This window comes from Kitasatospora sp. NPDC056273, assembly GCF_042268845.1.
GTDB lineage: Bacteria > Actinomycetota > Actinomycetes > Streptomycetales > Streptomycetaceae > Kitasatospora.
Window position 1 is genome coordinate 1 of sequence record NZ_JBHJSJ010000026.1, and the last position, 16,369, is coordinate 16,369.

18 protein-coding genes are annotated in these 16,369 nt (G+C 72.4%); 7 read left to right on the top strand and 11 right to left on the bottom strand.

What is annotated here, in order from left to right:
- On the bottom strand, positions 1 to 340 hold a 340-nt coding region (locus ACFCY1_RS23020; RefSeq protein ID WP_375875857.1), incomplete at its 3' end, for an NAD(P)H-binding protein.
- 94 nt (positions 341 to 434) lie between these two features.
- On the opposite strand from ACFCY1_RS23020, the gene ACFCY1_RS23025 reads away from it, so the two are divergent.
- The 3 genes from ACFCY1_RS23025 (at position 435) to ACFCY1_RS23035 (ending at position 3,001) form a co-directional block, all read left to right on the top strand.
- Positions 435 to 800: a winged helix-turn-helix transcriptional regulator gene (locus ACFCY1_RS23025; protein WP_375875858.1), complete on the top strand. Its 366-nt coding sequence runs from the start codon at positions 435 to 437 to the stop codon at positions 798 to 800.
- Between the two features lie 158 nt (positions 801 to 958).
- Positions 959 to 2,410: a DUF4157 domain-containing protein gene (locus ACFCY1_RS23030; RefSeq protein WP_375875859.1), complete on the top strand. Its 1,452-nt coding sequence runs from the start codon at positions 959 to 961 to the stop codon at positions 2,408 to 2,410.
- Between the two features lie 180 nt (positions 2,411 to 2,590).
- Positions 2,591 to 3,001 carry a hypothetical protein gene (locus tag ACFCY1_RS23035; RefSeq protein ID WP_375875860.1) on the top strand — a complete coding sequence of 137 codons (411 nt, stop codon included), beginning with the start codon at positions 2,591 to 2,593 and terminating at the stop codon, positions 2,999 to 3,001.
- Between the two features lie 307 nt (positions 3,002 to 3,308).
- On the opposite strand, the gene ACFCY1_RS23040 is transcribed toward ACFCY1_RS23035, so the two are convergent.
- Entirely contained in the window at positions 3,309 to 3,767 is a 459-nt protein-coding gene (locus ACFCY1_RS23040) for a hypothetical protein (RefSeq protein ID WP_375875861.1), read from the bottom strand.
- Positions 3,768 to 4,235: 468 nt separating this feature from the next.
- Here ACFCY1_RS23040 and ACFCY1_RS23045 point away from each other — a divergent pair, with 468 nt between their 5' ends.
- Entirely contained in the window at positions 4,236 to 4,826 is a 591-nt protein-coding gene (locus ACFCY1_RS23045; protein ID WP_375875862.1) for an isochorismatase family protein, read from the top strand.
- Between the two features lie 146 nt (positions 4,827 to 4,972).
- The gene (locus ACFCY1_RS23050; protein WP_074002656.1) at positions 4,973 to 5,773 is read left to right on the top strand and encodes an ADP-ribosyltransferase; all 801 of its coding nucleotides are present in this window, start codon (positions 4,973 to 4,975) and stop codon (positions 5,771 to 5,773) included.
- A 100-nt stretch (positions 5,774 to 5,873) separates the two neighbouring features.
- On the opposite strand, the gene ACFCY1_RS23055 is transcribed toward ACFCY1_RS23050, so the two are convergent.
- The 4 genes from ACFCY1_RS23055 to ACFCY1_RS23070 all read right to left on the bottom strand — a co-directional run bounded on the left by ACFCY1_RS23055 (position 5,874) and on the right by ACFCY1_RS23070 (position 8,738).
- Positions 5,874 to 6,359 (bottom strand): NUDIX domain-containing protein, encoded by a 486-nt coding sequence (locus tag ACFCY1_RS23055; RefSeq protein ID WP_074003274.1) that lies wholly within the window; start codon positions 6,357 to 6,359, stop codon positions 5,874 to 5,876.
- Positions 6,360 to 6,483: 124 nt separating this feature from the next.
- Complete coding sequence (locus ACFCY1_RS23060) at positions 6,484 to 7,380, bottom strand: helix-turn-helix transcriptional regulator (protein WP_375875952.1); 897 nt, start codon at positions 7,378 to 7,380, stop codon at positions 6,484 to 6,486.
- 36 nt (positions 7,381 to 7,416) lie between these two features.
- Entirely contained in the window at positions 7,417 to 8,223 is an 807-nt protein-coding gene (locus tag ACFCY1_RS23065) for an SDR family oxidoreductase (RefSeq protein ID WP_375875863.1), read from the bottom strand.
- A gap of 221 nt (positions 8,224 to 8,444) precedes the next feature.
- A complete protein-coding gene (locus ACFCY1_RS23070; RefSeq protein ID WP_049649130.1) occupies positions 8,445 to 8,738 on the bottom strand; it encodes a DUF1330 domain-containing protein in 294 nt (97 codons plus the stop codon).
- Between the two features lie 158 nt (positions 8,739 to 8,896).
- On the opposite strand from ACFCY1_RS23070, the gene ACFCY1_RS23075 reads away from it, so the two are divergent.
- Positions 8,897 to 9,799, top strand: coding sequence for a LysR family transcriptional regulator (locus ACFCY1_RS23075; RefSeq protein WP_375875864.1), 903 nt, complete (start codon positions 8,897 to 8,899; stop codon positions 9,797 to 9,799).
- Positions 9,800 to 9,867: 68 nt separating this feature from the next.
- Here ACFCY1_RS23075 and ACFCY1_RS23080 read toward each other — a convergent pair whose 3' ends face one another.
- Positions 9,868 to 10,371 carry an NUDIX domain-containing protein gene (locus tag ACFCY1_RS23080; RefSeq protein ID WP_375875865.1) on the bottom strand — a complete coding sequence of 168 codons (504 nt, stop codon included), beginning with the start codon at positions 10,369 to 10,371 and terminating at the stop codon, positions 9,868 to 9,870.
- Positions 10,368 to 11,744 (bottom strand): NUDIX domain-containing protein, encoded by a 1,377-nt coding sequence (locus ACFCY1_RS23085; RefSeq protein WP_375875866.1) that lies wholly within the window; start codon positions 11,742 to 11,744, stop codon positions 10,368 to 10,370. Before ACFCY1_RS23085 ends, ACFCY1_RS23080 begins: the two co-directional genes overlap by 4 nt.
- A 434-nt stretch (positions 11,745 to 12,178) precedes the next feature.
- Here ACFCY1_RS23085 and ACFCY1_RS23090 point away from each other — a divergent pair, with 434 nt between their 5' ends.
- Positions 12,179 to 12,745: a dihydrofolate reductase family protein gene (locus ACFCY1_RS23090; RefSeq protein WP_375875867.1), complete on the top strand. Its 567-nt coding sequence runs from the start codon at positions 12,179 to 12,181 to the stop codon at positions 12,743 to 12,745.
- A 90-nt stretch (positions 12,746 to 12,835) separates the two neighbouring features.
- On the opposite strand, the gene ACFCY1_RS23095 is transcribed toward ACFCY1_RS23090, so the two are convergent.
- Genes ACFCY1_RS23095 through ACFCY1_RS23105 form a run of 3 tightly spaced genes read right to left on the bottom strand, consistent with a single transcriptional unit; the run spans position 12,836 to position 16,063 of the window.
- Entirely contained in the window at positions 12,836 to 14,200 is a 1,365-nt protein-coding gene (locus ACFCY1_RS23095) for a cytochrome P450 (protein ID WP_375875868.1), read from the bottom strand.
- Positions 14,184 to 15,182, bottom strand: coding sequence for a terpene synthase family protein (locus tag ACFCY1_RS23100; protein ID WP_375875869.1), 999 nt, complete (start codon positions 15,180 to 15,182; stop codon positions 14,184 to 14,186). The genes ACFCY1_RS23095 and ACFCY1_RS23100 overlap by 17 nt, the downstream gene beginning before the upstream one ends.
- Positions 15,179 to 16,063, bottom strand: a complete 885-nt coding sequence (locus ACFCY1_RS23105) for a class I SAM-dependent methyltransferase (RefSeq protein WP_375875870.1) — start codon at positions 16,061 to 16,063, stop codon at positions 15,179 to 15,181. Before ACFCY1_RS23105 ends, ACFCY1_RS23100 begins: the two co-directional genes overlap by 4 nt.
- Between the last annotated feature and the right edge of the window lie 306 nt (positions 16,064 to 16,369).

The following is a 16,369-nucleotide window of genomic DNA, read 5'->3' on the forward strand; positions in this document are numbered from 1 at the left end:
GAACCGCGATCGGCGTCGGCCCGCCGGCCGTGGCCCCCCCGCCCTGGGCGGAGTCATGCCCTCGCCGCCCCCCCCCCCGGGCCGCGGCCGGGCCGATGATGTCGGCCGGGCCGGCTCCGGCGGCGTGCAGGTCGCCGGACAGCAGCAGGAACAGCGCCTCCGCCCCGGCCAGCGCCGGTGCGAGGCCGGCCGGATCGGCCAGGTCGGCCGCCACGTGGCGGACGCCGTCCGGCACGGGCGCCGCGTGCCGCGACACCGCCGTCACCGGCAGGCCCGCCTTCGCCAGCGCCCGCGTCAGCGGTCGGCCCACATTCCCGGTAGCCCCGGTCACCACGATCATGGTCAGCTCCTTTTGCCCGATGGACTCTGTGGCCTTCACGCTAGGAGCGGCGGCTAACCCTTGGTAAGGACGTACCTTGACGTAAGCTCAGGACATGGAGGTAGGTGCGCAGGACAAGCAGGCCGAAACCGGGCAGCGGTATGAGGTGTTTCACACCGACTGCCCCGCGCGCGACATGGTCGACCACGTGACCAGCAGGTGGGGCATCTGGGTGCTGATCTCCCTGCGGGCCAACGACCTCAGGTTCTACGAGCTGCGCGAGAGCATCCAGGGCATCAGCGAGAAGATGCTCGCCCAGACCCTGCGCGCGCTGGTTCAGGACGGCCTGGTCTGGCGGAAGGTCGAGCCGACGACGCCGCCCCAGGTCACCTACGGGCTGACCGAGTTCGGCCGGGACCTCGGCGAGCCGCTGGAGGACCTGTTCGGCCGGATCACCCGACGGCTGCCGCCGCGCGGCTGACGGTTCGCCCGGGTCGGGCTCGGCCGTCGGTGCTCGTCGGGACGGACGTGTTGCCCGTACGGGCAGTGCATCGTGCCCTCGCGCCCCTTACCCGCGACCGCCGCACCGGGTATGTAGGGGGAACACCACGAAACTGCCGTCCCCACGAGCGGAGTTCCATGCACGCGCACGAGCCGACGAAGGACGAGAAGCAGCCGCAGCGCACCCCCAGGAGCGCGGCCACACGGTCCGGGGAGGCCCCGGGCAGCCAGGCGCCCGACGAGCTCCTCGGGCTGCAGCGCACCGTCGGCAACGCGGCCGTCGTCCGGATGCTCCAGCGGAGCGGGCACGGGCACCGGCACGGCGCGGGCTGCGGCCACCAGCCGCCCGTGGAGGAGCCGGTGCAGCGCTCCGCCGTGCACGACGTGCTGCGCACGCCGGGCAGGCCGCTGGACGAACCGCTGCGGCGGGACATGGAATCCCGCTTCGGCGCCGACTTCTCCGACGTCCGTCTGCACACCGGCTCCGCGGCCCGCGACTCCGCCGCCGAGGTGGGCGCCCGTGCCTACACCTCCGGCAGCCATGTCGTCATCGGCGACGGCGGCGCTGACAAGCACACCCTCGCCCATGAGTTGACGCACGTCATCCAGCAGCGCCAGGGTCCGGTGGCCGGTACGGACAACGGGTCCGGGCTGAGCGTCTCCGACCCCGGGGACCGCTTCGAGCGCGAGGCCGAGGCCAACGCGGTCCGGGTGATGAGCCGGATGCCCGAGCAGAGCGACCACGGCCTCGAAGAAGCCCCCGTCCAGCGGAAGGAGGACACCACGGCCCGGGGTACGGCGCGCGCCGCCGGCACGACGGCCGTCCAGCGCTACGCCCAGGTCACCACCGAGGAGTTGGGGCCCGCACGGGTCTCGCAGAACGGCCTCTACCTCCTGACCGCCGATCCCGCGGCGGACACCACCGTCATCTGGGTCGCGGAAGGCGCCCCGGCGCCCCGGTACTGCAAGGCCACCGGGCAGAGCGGGCAGATCGCGGGACGCACGTACGCGGAGTACGAGCCGAAGACGTCCTTCCTCGCGGACTGTGCCCACACCGCCGAGGAGATCATGCACCGGCAGCGGCTGGCCCTGGGGCAGGACGCCAGCGAATTCGCCCTGGGCGGCCACCAGTTCGGCCTGGGCGACGCGGAGAACGCGCAGGGAGCGGCGGCCTACGCGAACGCCCGGCCCGGCGGCCCGAACGCGAACGGCGAGGAACGGCCGGGCCCCGGCCAGGCGTTCGCCATCGTGGAGACGGCGTGGGACGAGGACTTCGAGCACCCCGACAACACCAGCGGGTGGCCCTACCACGTGGCGGCGGTCGTCGCCGAGGACGGCGACGACCGCATCACCGTGGAGCAGGCCGCGGACGGCAACGACGCCAAGGCCCGGCAGGGGTACGAGGGCATCGTCGACATGTATACGGCGGGTACGGACCCGACCAACGGGCAGGCGCTGCCGCACAGTTTCCACGGGCGGAACACCGGCGGCCCGGTGCAGCACTTCTCGGCCGGCGCGATCACCGTCATCCTCCAGCCGATCAACGTGGGCGCCCTGAACAAGGAGGGCGGCAGCCGGAAGCTCATGTGATCCGGCCTCGCCTGTCCGCCCTGACCCTGATGGGCGAACTCGACTGCTGTTACAAGGAAGTGACGTTCCGTCCACAACCGAAGTGCCGAGCGGGGCGTCCCTATAGGTGACAGAGCCCGAGTCACGTCGATCGCATCGATCGGGCCTCGGGCCGAACCCTCCTGTGAAAGGAGTGCACCCGTGATCGTCTCCAAGCGGAACTCCCTGCGCCTGGCCGCCGTGGCCACCCTCAGCGCGCTCACCGTCGGGCTGGCGGGCACCGCCATGGCGGCCACCCCGGCCGTCCAGCCCGTGTCCGCCGCGCAGTCGGCCGCCGCGCAGGCCGGCATCACCGCCAAGCCGTCGGTCTCCTCCGTCCAGGCGTGGCAGCTCTTCCGGGTCACCGGCACGACCACCGGCCTCAAGGCCGGAAGCACGGTGACCCTGCAGCAGAAGCAGCACGGCGCGTGGGTCACCCTTCCCGCCTCCGTCCACACCAACAGCAAGGGTTCCTACTCGCTCGGCGTGAAGCTCGGCATCACGGGCCTGAACGAGCTGCGCATCGTCAGCGGCAGCACCGCCTCGCCCGTGTTCACCGTCACGGTGCGCTGACCCGCACTCCACGACGCCGACCCGCACGGCGTGCCGAGGTGGCCCGGCCCTGGCGCCGGGCGGCCGGATCGGCGCCGTGCGGGTCCTGGCGTGCTCGTACGGCCCGGTATCGGGGGATGCCCGGGCCGTACGCTGCTCGACCGGGAGGCGGTGGTGCCGCGCTGTCGCAGGTCCTCTGGATGGGTGTACCGAGTGCGTCGAACAGGCCGAGGGCCAGGCGCAGTTCGTGTTCGGACCGGGGCGGGTGGCTCCTGGTGTGCCGCCCGTCCCGGGCCGCGAGTCGCGGAGAAGAGGGCTGTGACCGGTGTCAGCGCACGGTGACGGTGAAGACCGGGGAGGCGGCCTCCCCGCTGACGATGCGCAGCTCGTTCAGGCCCGTGATGCCGAGCTTCACGCCGAGCGAGTAGGCACCGCTGCTGGTCGTGGGCACCGAGGCGGGCAGGGTGACCCACGCGCCGTTCTGCTTCTGCTGCAGGGTCACCGTGGTTCCCGCCTTGAGCCCGGTGGTTGTGCCGGTGACCCGGAACAGCTCCCACGCCTGGACCGTGGTGACCGACGGCTTGGCGGTGATGGTGGCCTGCGTGGCCGCCGCCTGCGGGGTGGCGGGCTGGGGCGTGACGGACGGCGCGGTGACGGACGGCCCGGTGGGCGCGGGGTCGGTGGTGGTGGGGCCGGCCGCCAGGGCGGTGCCCGCCAGGCCGAGGGCGAGGGTGCCGAGGGTGGCCACGGCGGCCAGGCGCAGGCGGTTCCGCTTGGAGACGATCACGGGTACCCCTTTCCGGGGGAGGTGGTTGCTCGCCCGAAGGCGTGGATGCCGCGATTCGGGCTCTGTCATCTGTGGGGACGTCCTGGGCCGCCCATCGATCATGGGCGAATTGTCACCGGATAGTAACAGTCAGCGATCAAACCGGGTCGGAAGGCGACCGGGGCGCGCTCGCTTCACAACAGTACGGAGCGCGGTCGGCGGCCATGACCGAAAGGTCGGAACTGCCCCGTAGTGAACCGCTGTTGACCACTTCTGATTGCTGATGGCCATGAATGCGCCGATCCGCCCGGAATCCCCGAAGGTGTCCCCGACGGCCCGGTCCACAGCGGGTCCGGTTCCCGTCCGGGTGAGCGGAGCCGCACCTCCGAGGTTGCGCGGCCCGGGTGAACATCGCGCACGGGAGGCGCGGGCCGCCGTCCGGCAGGGCACGGGTGGGGGACCGAGACTCCCGTGAGAAAGGCCTGTGCCGTGGGGCGTGCACTGATCGTCGTCGATGTGCAGAAGGACTTCTGCGAGGGTGGGGCCGTTCCGGTCGGAGGCGGTGCCGGGCGGGCCCGCGCCATCGCCGAGCTCGTCGAACGCACCGCCGGCCGCGAGTACACGCACGTCGTCGCCACCCGCGACCACCACCTCGACCCGGGCGGCCACTTCTCCGACCACCCGGACTTCAAGGACTCCTTCCCCGTGCACTGCGTCGTCGGCACCGAAGGGGGCGAGTTCCACCCCGACTTCGCGCCCACGGCCGAGACGACCGTGGACGAGGTCTTCTACAAGGGTGCGCACTCCGCCTCCAAGAGCGGTTTCGAGGGCTTCACCTCGGACGGGACCGCCCTCGCGGACTGGCTGCGCGCACGGGACGTCACCGAGGTGGACGTGGTCGGCATCGCCACCGACCACTGCGTGAAGGCCACCGCGCTCGACGGCGTACGGGCCGACTTCGCCGTCCGGGTCCTGCTCGACTACACCGCGGGCGTCGCCGCCGACACCACCGCCCGGGCCGTCGCCGAACTCGGCCGGTCCGGTGTCGAGTTGACCGGTGAGCCGGTCGTCGTCGGCTGACGGTGGGGAGGCGGGTCCGCCGTGGAGCGCACCCGCCCGATCCACGCGGACCGGGACGCCTGAAGGCGTCCACCAAAGCCGCTGACACGCCCTCGATCGGGTGAGTTGCGGTACCCCCGGGGCAGCGGGCGGCCAGGGTAACGGCCGTGATCAACATTCGAATCCGCACGGCCGCCGGCGCGGTCGCCCTCGCCTGCGCCGTCGTGCTCACCCCCGAGAGCCTGGCCGCCGCCGCCCCCGCTGCCCAGGCCGACGCCGCCCCGTTCCGCTGTCTCGACCCCAGCGGGGAGGCGCTCTGGAGCGGCCCCCAGTGCGACGGCGTCATCGTCCGTGAACTCGGCACCGAGGCCGTCGCCATCGTCCTGGACGGCCGGCGCATCGACTTCGCCGACGAGGCCGAACTGCGTGCCGACGACTGCGCAGACCGGCCCGCCGTCACCCTCCCCGCCAGCACCTTCGAGAGCATCCCGGAGGGCCCGGACCCGCTGTACGCCGCCGTGGACCGCAGGGTGGACGTACCCCGCATCACCCCCACGCCGCACTGGCGCAAGAACTGCCACCCGCTCTTCCGCTCGGACGGCCGCGACCCGTCCGTCATCTTCGAGCAGGGCTTCGCGCCGAAGGACACCGTCAACGGCCAGTACGACATCACCAGTTACGTCCTGCAGAACCAGCCCTCGCCGTTCGTCAGCACCACCTACGACCCCGAGCTGTACAAGAAGTGGAAGAAGGTGCCCTGGGACTACTTCATCGACGCCCCCGGCGGCATCGACGTCAACGCGACCATCGGCGACCAGCACCAGTACGCCGACCAGGTGGAGGTCGCGTTCCCCGGCGGCGTGGACCGGCACTTCATCAGCCGGGCCTGCCCGGTCGACCGGGCCACCGCCTCCCTGGTCGAGTCCGGCTGCGTGGACAACCCGAACTACCAGCCCTGGCTGCACTGACCCGCCGGCGGTCCGCTGCCGACCGGTCGCCCGAGGGGTGTGGCGCGCCGCCACGGTACCCCCGGAAGCGGGCGGCCCGGGCGGCGGCGGCCCGCCGCTGTCACGCGCCGATCAGGGCCCGTGGGTCGAAGCCTTCGTCGTCCCAGCCGTAGGTGGAGAAGCCCCTTCCGCCAGAGAGGTGGTGGGTGAGGGCGGCGTGGGCGGTCGGGAACATCGGCAGCGGGAGCCCGTCGGCCGGGGACCAGACCGCGTCGAGGTGCTTGTCCGGCTCGGTGTTCGTCAGCTCGCCGCGCCACGCGGTGGCGAGGAACACCGACAGCAGGAACGGGTGCTCGCCGTCCCAGCCCGTACGGACCTGGACGGTGTGCACGAGCCGCAGGTCCGCCGGCTCGACGAGCAGCCCGGTCTCCTCCCGCAGCTCGCGCGCGGCGGCCTCGTCGAGGCGCTCACCGACCTCGACCTTGCCGCCGGGGATCGTCCACGCCGACGCCGTGATCCAGCTGTTCGCGGCGTAGTGCAGGGTCGCGACCAGGTTCCGGTCGCGGTCGTGGGCGATCACGGCCACGGCTTGGAGAAGGCTCTCCACGGTGCTGCCTCCGGGGTGGGTGAGCGGACGGTGGTCGGGGCTCGAGGAACATCCATGCCAGTGCCGGCCCTGTCCGAGCCACCGACACGGCGTCAAGCATCATCGCGCCGCCATGGCGCCACCTTCAACGGTTGGACTGTCCGTCATCCGCTTCGAGCTCGGTCGCCGGCGCCTGGTGGGTGGCCGCCCACGAGGCCAGGAGCGCCAGATTGTCAGCGGTCGGTGTGCCCGCGGGTGCCGTGTAGACGTTGAGGAGCAGGCCGGGTTCGGCGGGCAGTTCCAGGGACTCGACGTCCAGGTCGAGCCGGCCCACGACCGGATGGCGAACCCGCTTGCGGCCGGACCGGTGCAGTCGCACGTCCTGGGATGCCCACCGCTGCCGAAACAGCTCACTGCGCGTCGACAGTTCGCCGACCAGGGCGATCAGCTCCTCGTCGTGCGGATCGCGGCCGGCTTCCATGCGTAGCTTCGCGGCCACGTCACCGACGATCTGGTCGTAGTCGACGAAGAAGTCCCTGGCCGCCTCGGGGTTCAGATAGACGAACCTCGCCGTGTTCGCGGGCCGTCGCGGGTCGGCCAGCACCGGTGAGAACAGCGCGCGAGCGAGGTTGTTCGTGGCGAGCACGTCATAACGGCCGGTACTGACCCAGGCCGGTGCGTCGGAGACCGCGTCGAGCACCTGCTGCAGCGTCGAGCGCACCGTCACGGCGGGCCTACGCCGGGGTGGGCCGCCGGGCGCCCTGGACTGGCGTGCGAGGTGGAACAGGTGGTCGCGCTCGGCCTCGTCGAGTCGCAGGGCGGAGGCCAGCGCGTCCAGCACGCCATCGGAGGCACCGGCGAGGCTGCCGCGCTCCATGCGCACGTAGTAGTCGACCGACACCCCCGCCAGTAGCGCCACCTCTTCGCGGCGCAGACCTTTGACCCGACGGTTGCCGCCGTAAGCGGGCAGGCCCGCCTGCGCGGGTGCGATGCGGGCGCGACGCGAGCTGAGGAACTCCCGGATCTCGGTGCGTGGATCCATCGTGGCCATCTCCTCACCGTAAGTCCGTTCCGCAGTCTAGGGGGTACCCGATGCGGTCGTCGCGATGCCGCCGTCCACCGGGATCACGGCGCCCGTGAGGTAGGAGCCGGCCCGGCCGGCGAGGAACACGGCGATACCCGCCATGTCGTCGTCGCGGCCGATTCGGCGCAGAGGGGCCGCCGCCGCGATCGTGTCGCCGATGGCATCGAGTGCGGACGCCGTCATCCGCGACGGGAACACTCCCGGTGCTACCGCGTTCACCGTGACGTGCTGGGGGCCCAGCTCCCTGGCAAGCACTCTGGTGAGTTGATGGAGTGCCGCCTTGCTGCTGGCGTACGAGTAGTTGGGCGACTCGGCGACGTGGATGGCGGCGATACTGCCGATGTTGATGATCCGCGCGGGATCATCGGCGGTGCCCGCCCCGCGAAGTGCGGGGAGCAGCGCCTGCACCAGCCAGAACGGCGACTTGAGGTTGAGGTCGATCACCGCGTCCCAGGCCTCGTCCGGGAACGTCGCCAGCGGCTCGCGCCACATCGCTCCCGCGTTGTTGACGAGGATGTCCAGGCGTTCCGGGTCGCCCTTGACAAGATCGGCGAGACGCTGACACTCGTCGTGCCTGGACAGGTCGGCGGGGATTGCCTGAACGTCGCCGAATTCGGACAGTAGACGCTGTGCCTCCGCGCACCTGTCCGCGTCGCGCGAGCTGATGACGACGCGGGCGCCCGCCTGGAGAAGGCCGCGCGCCATCATCATCCCGATGCCACTGGTGCCGCCAGTGACGAGGGCGTACTTCCCACTCAGATCGAAAAGCTCTGTGTGAGTGGTGAATTGGTTGTCCGCCATTGGTCTCCGTCCCCTTCTGTCGTGGACGAACGCGCCGACATGGTCGCGGATACGGGGCAGCTGAATCGACCTGATGGAGGTAGAGCCGCGGTGCGTGTCCATGGAGTGTTGTCGGCGCGTTCGACTCAACCAGGTTGGCAGGCGTTTCGGACGTCTGGGAGGCCCTGGTGATCCAGGTACTGCGAGAGCCCCCGATGCTCGGCGACGGCCGGGCCCGCCGGTCAGTCGATGCCTTCGATGATGCGGAAGTCGCGCTCGACGCTGCCGGAGAGGGCCACCAGCGCCTCCTGGTACGCCTCGCTCTCGTAGGCCGCGACGGCCTGTTCGAAGCTGTCGAACTCGATCAGAACGACGCGTTGCGTGATTCCGGCCTCGTGGGCGACGACCCGACCGTCAAGGGACAGGAGGCGCCCGCCCCCGGCCCGGACTGCCGGACCGGCCAGCTCCGCGTAGGCGGTCAGCCTCTCGGGGTCGGAAACGGCGGGGTAGGCGCTGACCCAGTAGCCCTTGGCCATGGAAACCTCCTGTGTTCGGCCGGGCACGTCCGACGTCGGACCGACAATCGGATCGATCGATCCCGGCATCCGCAGGCTAGGGCTTGACGGGCGGTCGAGGGAAAGACCGGTACGGACTAAGCTCAGAACGGATCGTTATCAATCGGCGGGGAGGGCGCGTGGCGCCGGACACGGTGAGCCTGCGGTACTTCCTGGTGCTGGCACAGGAGTTGAACTTCACCCGCGCGGCCGCACGGATCGGTATCGCACAGCCCGCACTCAGCGCCCGGATGCGCCGGTTGGAGGCGGAACTCGGGACGGCCCTGCTGGTCCGCACCACGCGCAGCGTCGAACTGACCACAGCCGGTTCGGCTTTGGCGGAGTCCGCGCCGCCCGCGCTGGCGGCGCTGGACCGGGCGTGGGACACCGCCCGGAGCGCGGCGGCCGGAGCACTGGGCACGCTGCGCATCGGATACAGCCTCAGCGCCGGGGCCGAGACGGCACCGGCCCTGGTGGACCGGCTGATTCGCGACAACAGCGGACTCGAGGTCGGCGCGGTCCCGATGGCGACACCGGAGATCTCCCCGGCGGTCGCCGACGGCCGCATCGATGCCGGGATCACCCGCGGTGAACAACCGGGCGATGGCGTGCGCCGGTTCCTGCTGCGGCGTTCGCGCATCGGGGTCCAGCTGGCGCAGCACCATCCGCTGGCCGAACGCGCGGAGATCGAGATCGCCGACGCGGCCGCGTACCCGCTGCGACTCCCGGACCGCGCGGCCAACCCCGTGGTCCACGATCAGCTGTCCGCACTGTTTCGGGACACCCGACCGCACCCCCGGTTCCACACGCCCGCTGTCGCTTTCGACCTGTCCCAGCGCGACCTGCGGGACGGGGTCACCCTCGCCCCGGCCGGAGAAGCCGCGGCCATGGTGCAACCGGCCGGTCTCACCTGGCGACCGCTGAGGGGTGCGCCCGGCCTGACGCTCCACCTGGTCCTCCCACGCGAGCAGTCGCCCCTGCACCGCCGCATCCGCGCCGTCGCCAAGGCCCTGGCACGCGAACTGCACTGGCTGCCGGACTGACGCACGGGAGGTCAAGCGAGACGGACCTCCGCGGCTGGTCGGTGCGATGGGGTTCGGTGGTGCCGGCGTCACACCGGCCAGCCGTGGGCGGAGAGCCGGTTGCCGTGGGTGATCTCGCAGAGGGCGTGTGCGGTGTAGGGGACGGTGTCGGCCGGCAGGCCGTCGAGCGGCCACCAGCGCAGTTCCGCGCACTTGTGCGGCTCCGCGTTGCGCACCTGACCGGTGTGGCGGGCCGGGCGGAAGAACAGCTGGAGGCGGCTGTGGTCGGTGTCGAGGTGGTGCAGGGTGTGGACGAGTTCGAGGTCCTCCTCGGCGATGGTGATGCCGAGTTCCTCCTCGGCCTCGCGCGTCATGGCGCGGGTGACCGGCTCGCCCCGCTCCATGTGCCCGGCCGGGAGGTGCCACAGCCCGTTGGCGTAGCTGGTGTTGCGGCGCCGTCCGAGCAGCACCGTGCCGCCGTCGAACAGGACGAGGTGGACCCCGACGACCAGCATGAGCGGGTCCGTACCCGGTGCCCCGGACGCCGTGTCCGCGAGGTGGCCGGTGTGGTCGGTGGGGTCGGTGCGGTTCATGCGGTGCTCCCGGTGGACTGGTCGGCTGCGGCGGCGAGCAGGGGCAGGTAGTGGTGCAGGTAGGGCGGGACCTTGAGGCCGAGCACCTCGTCGAGGGGGACCATGCGGACGGCCAGGCCCTCGTCGCCGAGCCGCAGGTCGCTGTCGGGGCCCTCCCAGACGGCGTGCAGGACGCGGGTGAGCGGGAGGCCGTGGTCGTGGTGCGGGTCGGGGAGGGGCCGCAGGCCGGTGATCTCGAGGCCGGCCTCCTCGCGGACCTCGCGCACCGCGGTCTCCCGGGCGCTCTCGTCGGCCTCCCGCCAGCCGCCGATCGGAGTCCAGTAGCCGGGCCAGGCCATGCCCGGCTTGTCTTCGCGCAGGTTCATCAGCAGTCGACCGGCGCGGTCGGTGACGAAGACCAGGACGCCCTCGAAGTCGTCGTCGGCCGGCGTGGGGCGCTCCAGGTAGAGCGGGACACCGGAGCGGTGGGCGCGCAGCACCTGCCGGAGCCGCTGGTACCGGGCAGGGGTCATCCGGGCGTGCCAGTCGTGGGCCGTCTCGAACCGCCACTCGGTGTGCTCGGCCGGATCGAGGCGGATCCGGGCCTGCTGCTCGCGGGTCAGGACGCCGCCGTCGAAGACGTAGCCGCAGGCGGGGACGGGCTGGTCGGCGCCGGCCTGTTCGTGGATGACGGCGACCAGGCGCCTGCGGGCGACGGCTTCGGGATTCTCCGCGGCGAGGTCGAGGCCCAGCTCCTCCCGGGCCTCGCGCAGGGCGGTGCTGAAGGGGGTCTCGCCGTGCTCGACGTTGCCGCCGGGGAAGTTCCACACGCCGGGGTCGACGGCGGAGCGCATCCCGAGGACGCGGCCCCGCGGGTCGGTGACCAGGAAGCAGCCGTAGGCGCTGGGCCGGGCGACGGTGGTGAGGTAGCCGCCGGCCGGCCGCCAACCGGGTACGGCCAGACGGCCGGTGAGCCACTCGATCACCGCGCGCTGCCCTTCGCCGGTCGGCGGCAGCCGCTCGGCGTCGGCCCACTGGTGGCCGTCATGGTCGGGCGAGAGGACGACCGGGGTGCCGTCCGGCACGACGGCGGTGAAGACGAACTGGCGCACGCGCAGGCCCCGTTGGCTGCTGAAGTCCAGGTGCCGCGCGTACTCCAGCGGCAGGCCGGTGAGCCCGGTCTCCTCGGCCAGTTCCCGCTCCGCCCCGGCCGGCACCGGCTCGCCGTCCTCCCGCCCGCCGCCCGGGTACTCCCACAGGCCGGGCAGGACGTCGTGCGCGGCCCGGCGGATCATCAGGATCCGGCCGGAGGCGTCGCGGACCACCACGCCGACGCCGATCCGCTCGACGCCCTCGCGGAAGGCCAGCTCGGTCAGCACCTGGAAGTCGATCACCTGGCGGACTCCTCGGTCTCGCGGGCGGGCGCGGGGGACTGCTGCGGCGGCACCACTCTCGTCAAGACGCATACCCGGAAGTCGAGTTCGGGTATGTGCCGGGGACGTCGCAGGAAACCGATGATGGAGCTGTTCGAATCCGGCGTTCAAGTGGATCGGCTCCGGGCGAGCCCAGGTCGAACGGGGAGTTTTCGAGCATCCACGGCACAGGGCAGGGCAGCCTCCAACCGGCCTTGTCCCTCATGACCGGTCTCAGAACCGGTGGCATTCCCCCGTGAGGGTGAGGTCGGATCAGGCGGTTTGCCACTGTCGGTCGAGTACACCAGGCTGAGCTCGAAGCACGAGGACTGCCGGCGAGCCCGGATCGCGCACCGATGAGTGTCCCGAGCCGCGCCGGTCCGTACGCCGGACACCCACGGACGGAAGGCTGGGCCATGCGGAAACTGGTCTACGGCATGAACCTGACCCTGGACGGCTACATCGCCGCGGCCGGCGACGACATCGCCTGGAGCGGACCGCCGAGCCCCGAGCTGTTCCAGTGGTGGCTCGACCAGGGGCGGGCAAGTGGCCTGTCGCTGTACGGGCGCAAGCTGTGGGAGACGATGAGCTCCTACTGGCCGACCGGCGACCAGCAGCCCGACGCCACCCCGGCGGAGATCGAGTTCGCCCGGAACTGGCGGGACACGCCGAAGGTGGTGTTCTCCTCGACGATCAGCGAGGTCGACTGGAACACCCGCCTGGTCACCGGCGACGCGATCGCCGAGATCACCCGGCTCAAGGCCGAGGACGGCGGCCCGATGGACATCGGCGGTGCGACGCTCGCCGGGGCGGCCATGCGCGCCGGGCTGATCGACGAGTACGTGATCGTCACCTATCCCGTCCTGGTGGGCGGCGGCACGCCGTTCTTCACCGCGCTGGACAGCTGGGTGAACCTGAACCTGGTGGAGACACGGGCGTTTCCCGGCGGCGTGGTTCTGACCAGGTACGAGACGAGGCGCTGAGCAGCGGCACCCACGTGCTGGTCTCGTATACGACACGGTCTATGGATGACGACATCAGCCGCGCGCCGCCGCCTGCGCGGCCGCCGCCCCTCACCGTCCGGGGTGGGCGGTCACGGTCACGGTGAGGGGTGCGGGGCCGAGGGTGGCCGCCGCGACCGGCCGGGGGCGGCTGCCCGGTACCGGGTCCAGCTGCCAGGTGGCCGAGACCGCCGCCGTCAGCAGGGCGAGTTCCGCGAGCGCGAAGTCGCCACCGGGGCAGCCGTGCACGCCGGCGGCGAAGGGGAGGTAGGCGCCGCGCGGGGGAGCGGGCTGCCGTTGCGGGTCCCAGCGGTCGGGGTCGAAGGTGCCCGGGGCGCGGTACCAGCGGGGGTCGCGGTGCAGGGCGTACGGGCTGTAGAAGATCTGGGCCCCGGGGGCGAACCGGTGGCCGCCCAGTTCCACGGTGCCGGTAGCGCGGCGGGGGAACAGCCAGATCGGCGGGTAGAGCCGGAGGGTCTCCCGGACGACGCGGTGGGTGAGGACGAGCGCAGGGAGGTCGGCCGGGTCGACGGGGCGGTCGCCGACGACCCGGCCGACCTCCTCGCGGACCCGGCGGCGCAGTTCCGGGTGGCGCGAGAGCAGGATGAACAGCCAGGCGGCGGCCGCGCCGCTGGTGTGGGAGCCGCCGATCAGCAGGGAGGTCACGTCGTCGTGGAGCTGCCGCCGGTCGGCGCCGGCCGACAGCCGGGTCAGGCCGGCGTTGTGCGGGTCCGCGTCGATGAGGGCGTCCACGACGCCGTGGATGTCGTCCAGGGCGGTGCGGTAGCGCTCCCGCTCGCGGCCGGGCAGCCGGTCGAGGAGCGCGGCGGCGGGCCCGTAGGCCCTGCGGCCTACCCCGGCGACGACGACCGGCAGGGCCCGGTGGACGACGGCGGCGAAGCCGGCGGGCAGCGGACGGCCGAAGAGGGTCGCGGCCACCACGTCGATGGTCAGTCCCGCCATCTCGGCGTTGAGGTCGAGCCGTTGGCCGTGGTGCCAGGAGGCGGCGCGGGCGGTCGCCAACTCGGCCATGGTGTCCAGGTATCCGGGCAGACGGGCGGCGCTCAGGAGGGGCTGGACGACGCGGCGACGGTCCCGGTGGTGGGCGCCGTCGGCCACGGCGACGCCGGCGCCGAACAGTGGGCGGGCCTTGGTGAAGATCTCGCCGCGGTCGAACCGCCCTCCGGGCCCGGTCAGCAGGGCCATCACCAGGTCGGGGTGGTTGAGGAGGTAGGCGGGCCGCGGGCCGATGCGGAACTCGACCACGTCCCCGTACCGGCGCTGGGCGTCCAGGAAGGCCAGCGGCGCCCTGGCCAGGCGGAGCGCGTGCCCGAGGAGTGGGAGGGCGCCCGGGGCCCGGGGCGGACGGCTGCCGGTGGGGTCACCGGAGGCGCCACCGGAGGCGTCGTCCGTGGAGGTGTCAGTGGGTGTCGGCATGGGGATCCTCTCTCGTCGTGATCGTTCCGGACCGGTACCGGGGCGTGCCCAGGCCCCACTCCAGGTGGCCCCGGGCCCAGCCGAGGAGCGCCTGGGCGCAGTGGTCGGCCTGCCGCCGCGGGCCGGGCGGCACGGCCAGCGCGCGGGTGAGGTCGGCCAGCTCCCGGCGGGCCCGCGCGTGGGCGTGCAGGCGTTCCTCGAAGGCGTCCGTCACGAGGTGGGCGGCGGCGTGCCGGTCCGTGCCGCCGTGGTGGGCGGTGACGAGCACCAGGTTGTGGGGGTCGCCCTGGGCGGCCTCCTTGTCCACGGTCATCAGGTCGTTGGTCCAGCACACCAGGTCCGCCGCCGCGACCAGGAGTTCCTGGAACGGACGGGAGTAGTACAGGGACGAGGGCAGGACACAGCCGTCCGTCCGCTCGACCAGGTCGAACGAGGGCATGATCGCCCCGAAGGCCCGGCGCCAGGCGGGGAACCCGTCCAGGCGCGGGACCTGGGAGGCCTGCCGGTGGGCGGCCTGCCAGACACAGGCGGACAGGTAGTCGGCCACGTGGCGGCGGAACCGCAGGGCCCAGGGGGCGGGCATGCCGTCCGAGACCCGCTCGACGATCTCCGCCAGAGCCCGTCCCACGGGCGAGGTGGGCTCGGACCCGCACAAGACGATGCCGAGCGGCTCCCGCAGGTACCCCTCCAGGAGGTCGGCGTCACGCCCCAGTTCGCCCTCGTCGATCCGGTCGTCGAGGAGGAACAGCCAGGCCATCCACATCGCCACCAGCACGCTGTCCGGCCGGTCGGCCCGTGGATGGCACCACGCCGCCAGCAGCCCGGGGCGGATGCCTGCGAGGTTGCGCAGCTCCGCCGGGGTGTCGCAGAGGCCGGCGGCCTCCGCCCAGCGAAGGGCCTCGGCGTCGGCCGCGTCGGCGTGGGCGCCGCGGTGGGCCGTGAAGTCCCGGAGCGCCGATTCCCTGAGCGCGTCGGTCGTCACGCGGGCCCCTGGCCCGGCTGTTGTGCCGTCTGCTTCGGTCGGTGTGTCGTCCGGTCCGGCCGTTGTGCCGGCGGGCGTACGCCCCACATCGCGACCATGGCGTGCGCCGTGTCGACGAACCCGGGGCGGCGCAGGTGGGTCAGGGCCTCGGCCCCGTCCGCCTCCGCGAGGACCCCGGTGCGCGCCATCGCCGGCAGGAGATCGGCGATCGACAGCGCCCACGCCCGTCCCGCCGCGTTCGTCGCGGTCAGCGTCGGACAGTGCACCCGCATCCCCACCTCCACGAGCCCCAGGCCCCGCAGTGGGGCGGGGAACGACCGGGCCCAGGCCGACACGTCGCTGCCGAGGGTCGTGGCCAGGGTGGTGGTGACGGCGGTCCCGAGACGCCGTACGACCGGGTCGGGGGAGGAGGAGGCGGGGAAGAACGAGGGGTCCTCGATGTACAGGCGGCCGCCCGGCTTCAGCCAGGACGCCATGCGCCCCGGCAGCGCGGCACGCTCGGGCAGGTGGCACAGGACGCTGCGGGCGACGACGAGGTCGAAGGTGCCGGGCGGGAACCCGTCGGTGCGCACGTCGTGCCGCAGCACGCGCAGCGCCGGGTGGCGCAGGCCCGTCAGGAAACGGAGGTCGGTGTCGGTGGCCGTCACCTCGCCCTCGGGGTGGCGGCGGGCGAGCCACAGGGCCAAGGTCCCGGCCCCCGCCCCGATTTCCAGGCAACGGGCGTCGGCCGGCAGGTCCCAGCGCGCCAGATCACCCGTGGTCGCGGGGTCGCAGGAACCGGCCAGGGCGTCGAGACGGTCCGTCTGCGCGGGGTGGGCGAAGGCGAACACCTCCTCGCCGTACGCCGGGAGTTCACGTTCTTCCGGCGCTTCCTTCCGCATGCGATACCTCCTTTTCTCTTTTGATATGACCAACGCCTTTCGATTTGGGCCAGCAGGTTTTGACCAGACCGGCGCCCTGCGATCGGACCGGCGGTTTTCCGATTGGACCAGCGTTCTCGCGTCTCCCTCTTGACGACACGCCAGGGCGCTCAGTGCGGCGCACCGGATTTCATGCTTCGCTGTGCGCGCGGGAGACAGTGGCGGGCGGCGCTGGGCCGTGGATACGGCGAGGCGGGCAGCAGATCGAACGGCCAACTCCACGCATTTCCACCGCATTCCAGCCCGAGCAAAAGAAACCCGGGTGAC

Bases quoted from the DNA above. Each gene is read 5' to 3' on its own strand.
- ACFCY1_RS23025 (WP_375875858.1), top strand. From the start codon at position 435: ATGGAGGTAGGTGCGCAGGACAAGCAGGCCGAAACCGGGCAGCGGTAT.
- ACFCY1_RS23030 (WP_375875859.1), top strand. From the start codon at position 959: ATGCACGCGCACGAGCCGACGAAGGACGAGAAGCAGCCGCAGCGCACC.
- ACFCY1_RS23060 (WP_375875952.1), bottom strand. From the start codon at position 7,380: ATGGATCCACGCACCGAGATCCGGGAGTTCCTCAGCTCGCGTCGCGCC.
- ACFCY1_RS23065 (WP_375875863.1), bottom strand. From the start codon at position 8,223: ATGGCGGACAACCAATTCACCACTCACACAGAGCTTTTCGATCTGAGT.
- ACFCY1_RS23070 (WP_049649130.1), bottom strand. From the start codon at position 8,738: ATGGCCAAGGGCTACTGGGTCAGCGCCTACCCCGCCGTTTCCGACCCC.
- ACFCY1_RS23080 (WP_375875865.1), bottom strand. From the start codon at position 10,371: ATGAACCGCACCGACCCCACCGACCACACCGGCCACCTCGCGGACACG.
- ACFCY1_RS23090 (WP_375875867.1), top strand. From the start codon at position 12,179: ATGCGGAAACTGGTCTACGGCATGAACCTGACCCTGGACGGCTACATC.
- ACFCY1_RS23095 (WP_375875868.1), bottom strand. From the start codon at position 14,200: ATGCCGACACCCACTGACACCTCCACGGACGACGCCTCCGGTGGCGCC.
- ACFCY1_RS23105 (WP_375875870.1), bottom strand. From the start codon at position 16,063: ATGCGGAAGGAAGCGCCGGAAGAACGTGAACTCCCGGCGTACGGCGAG.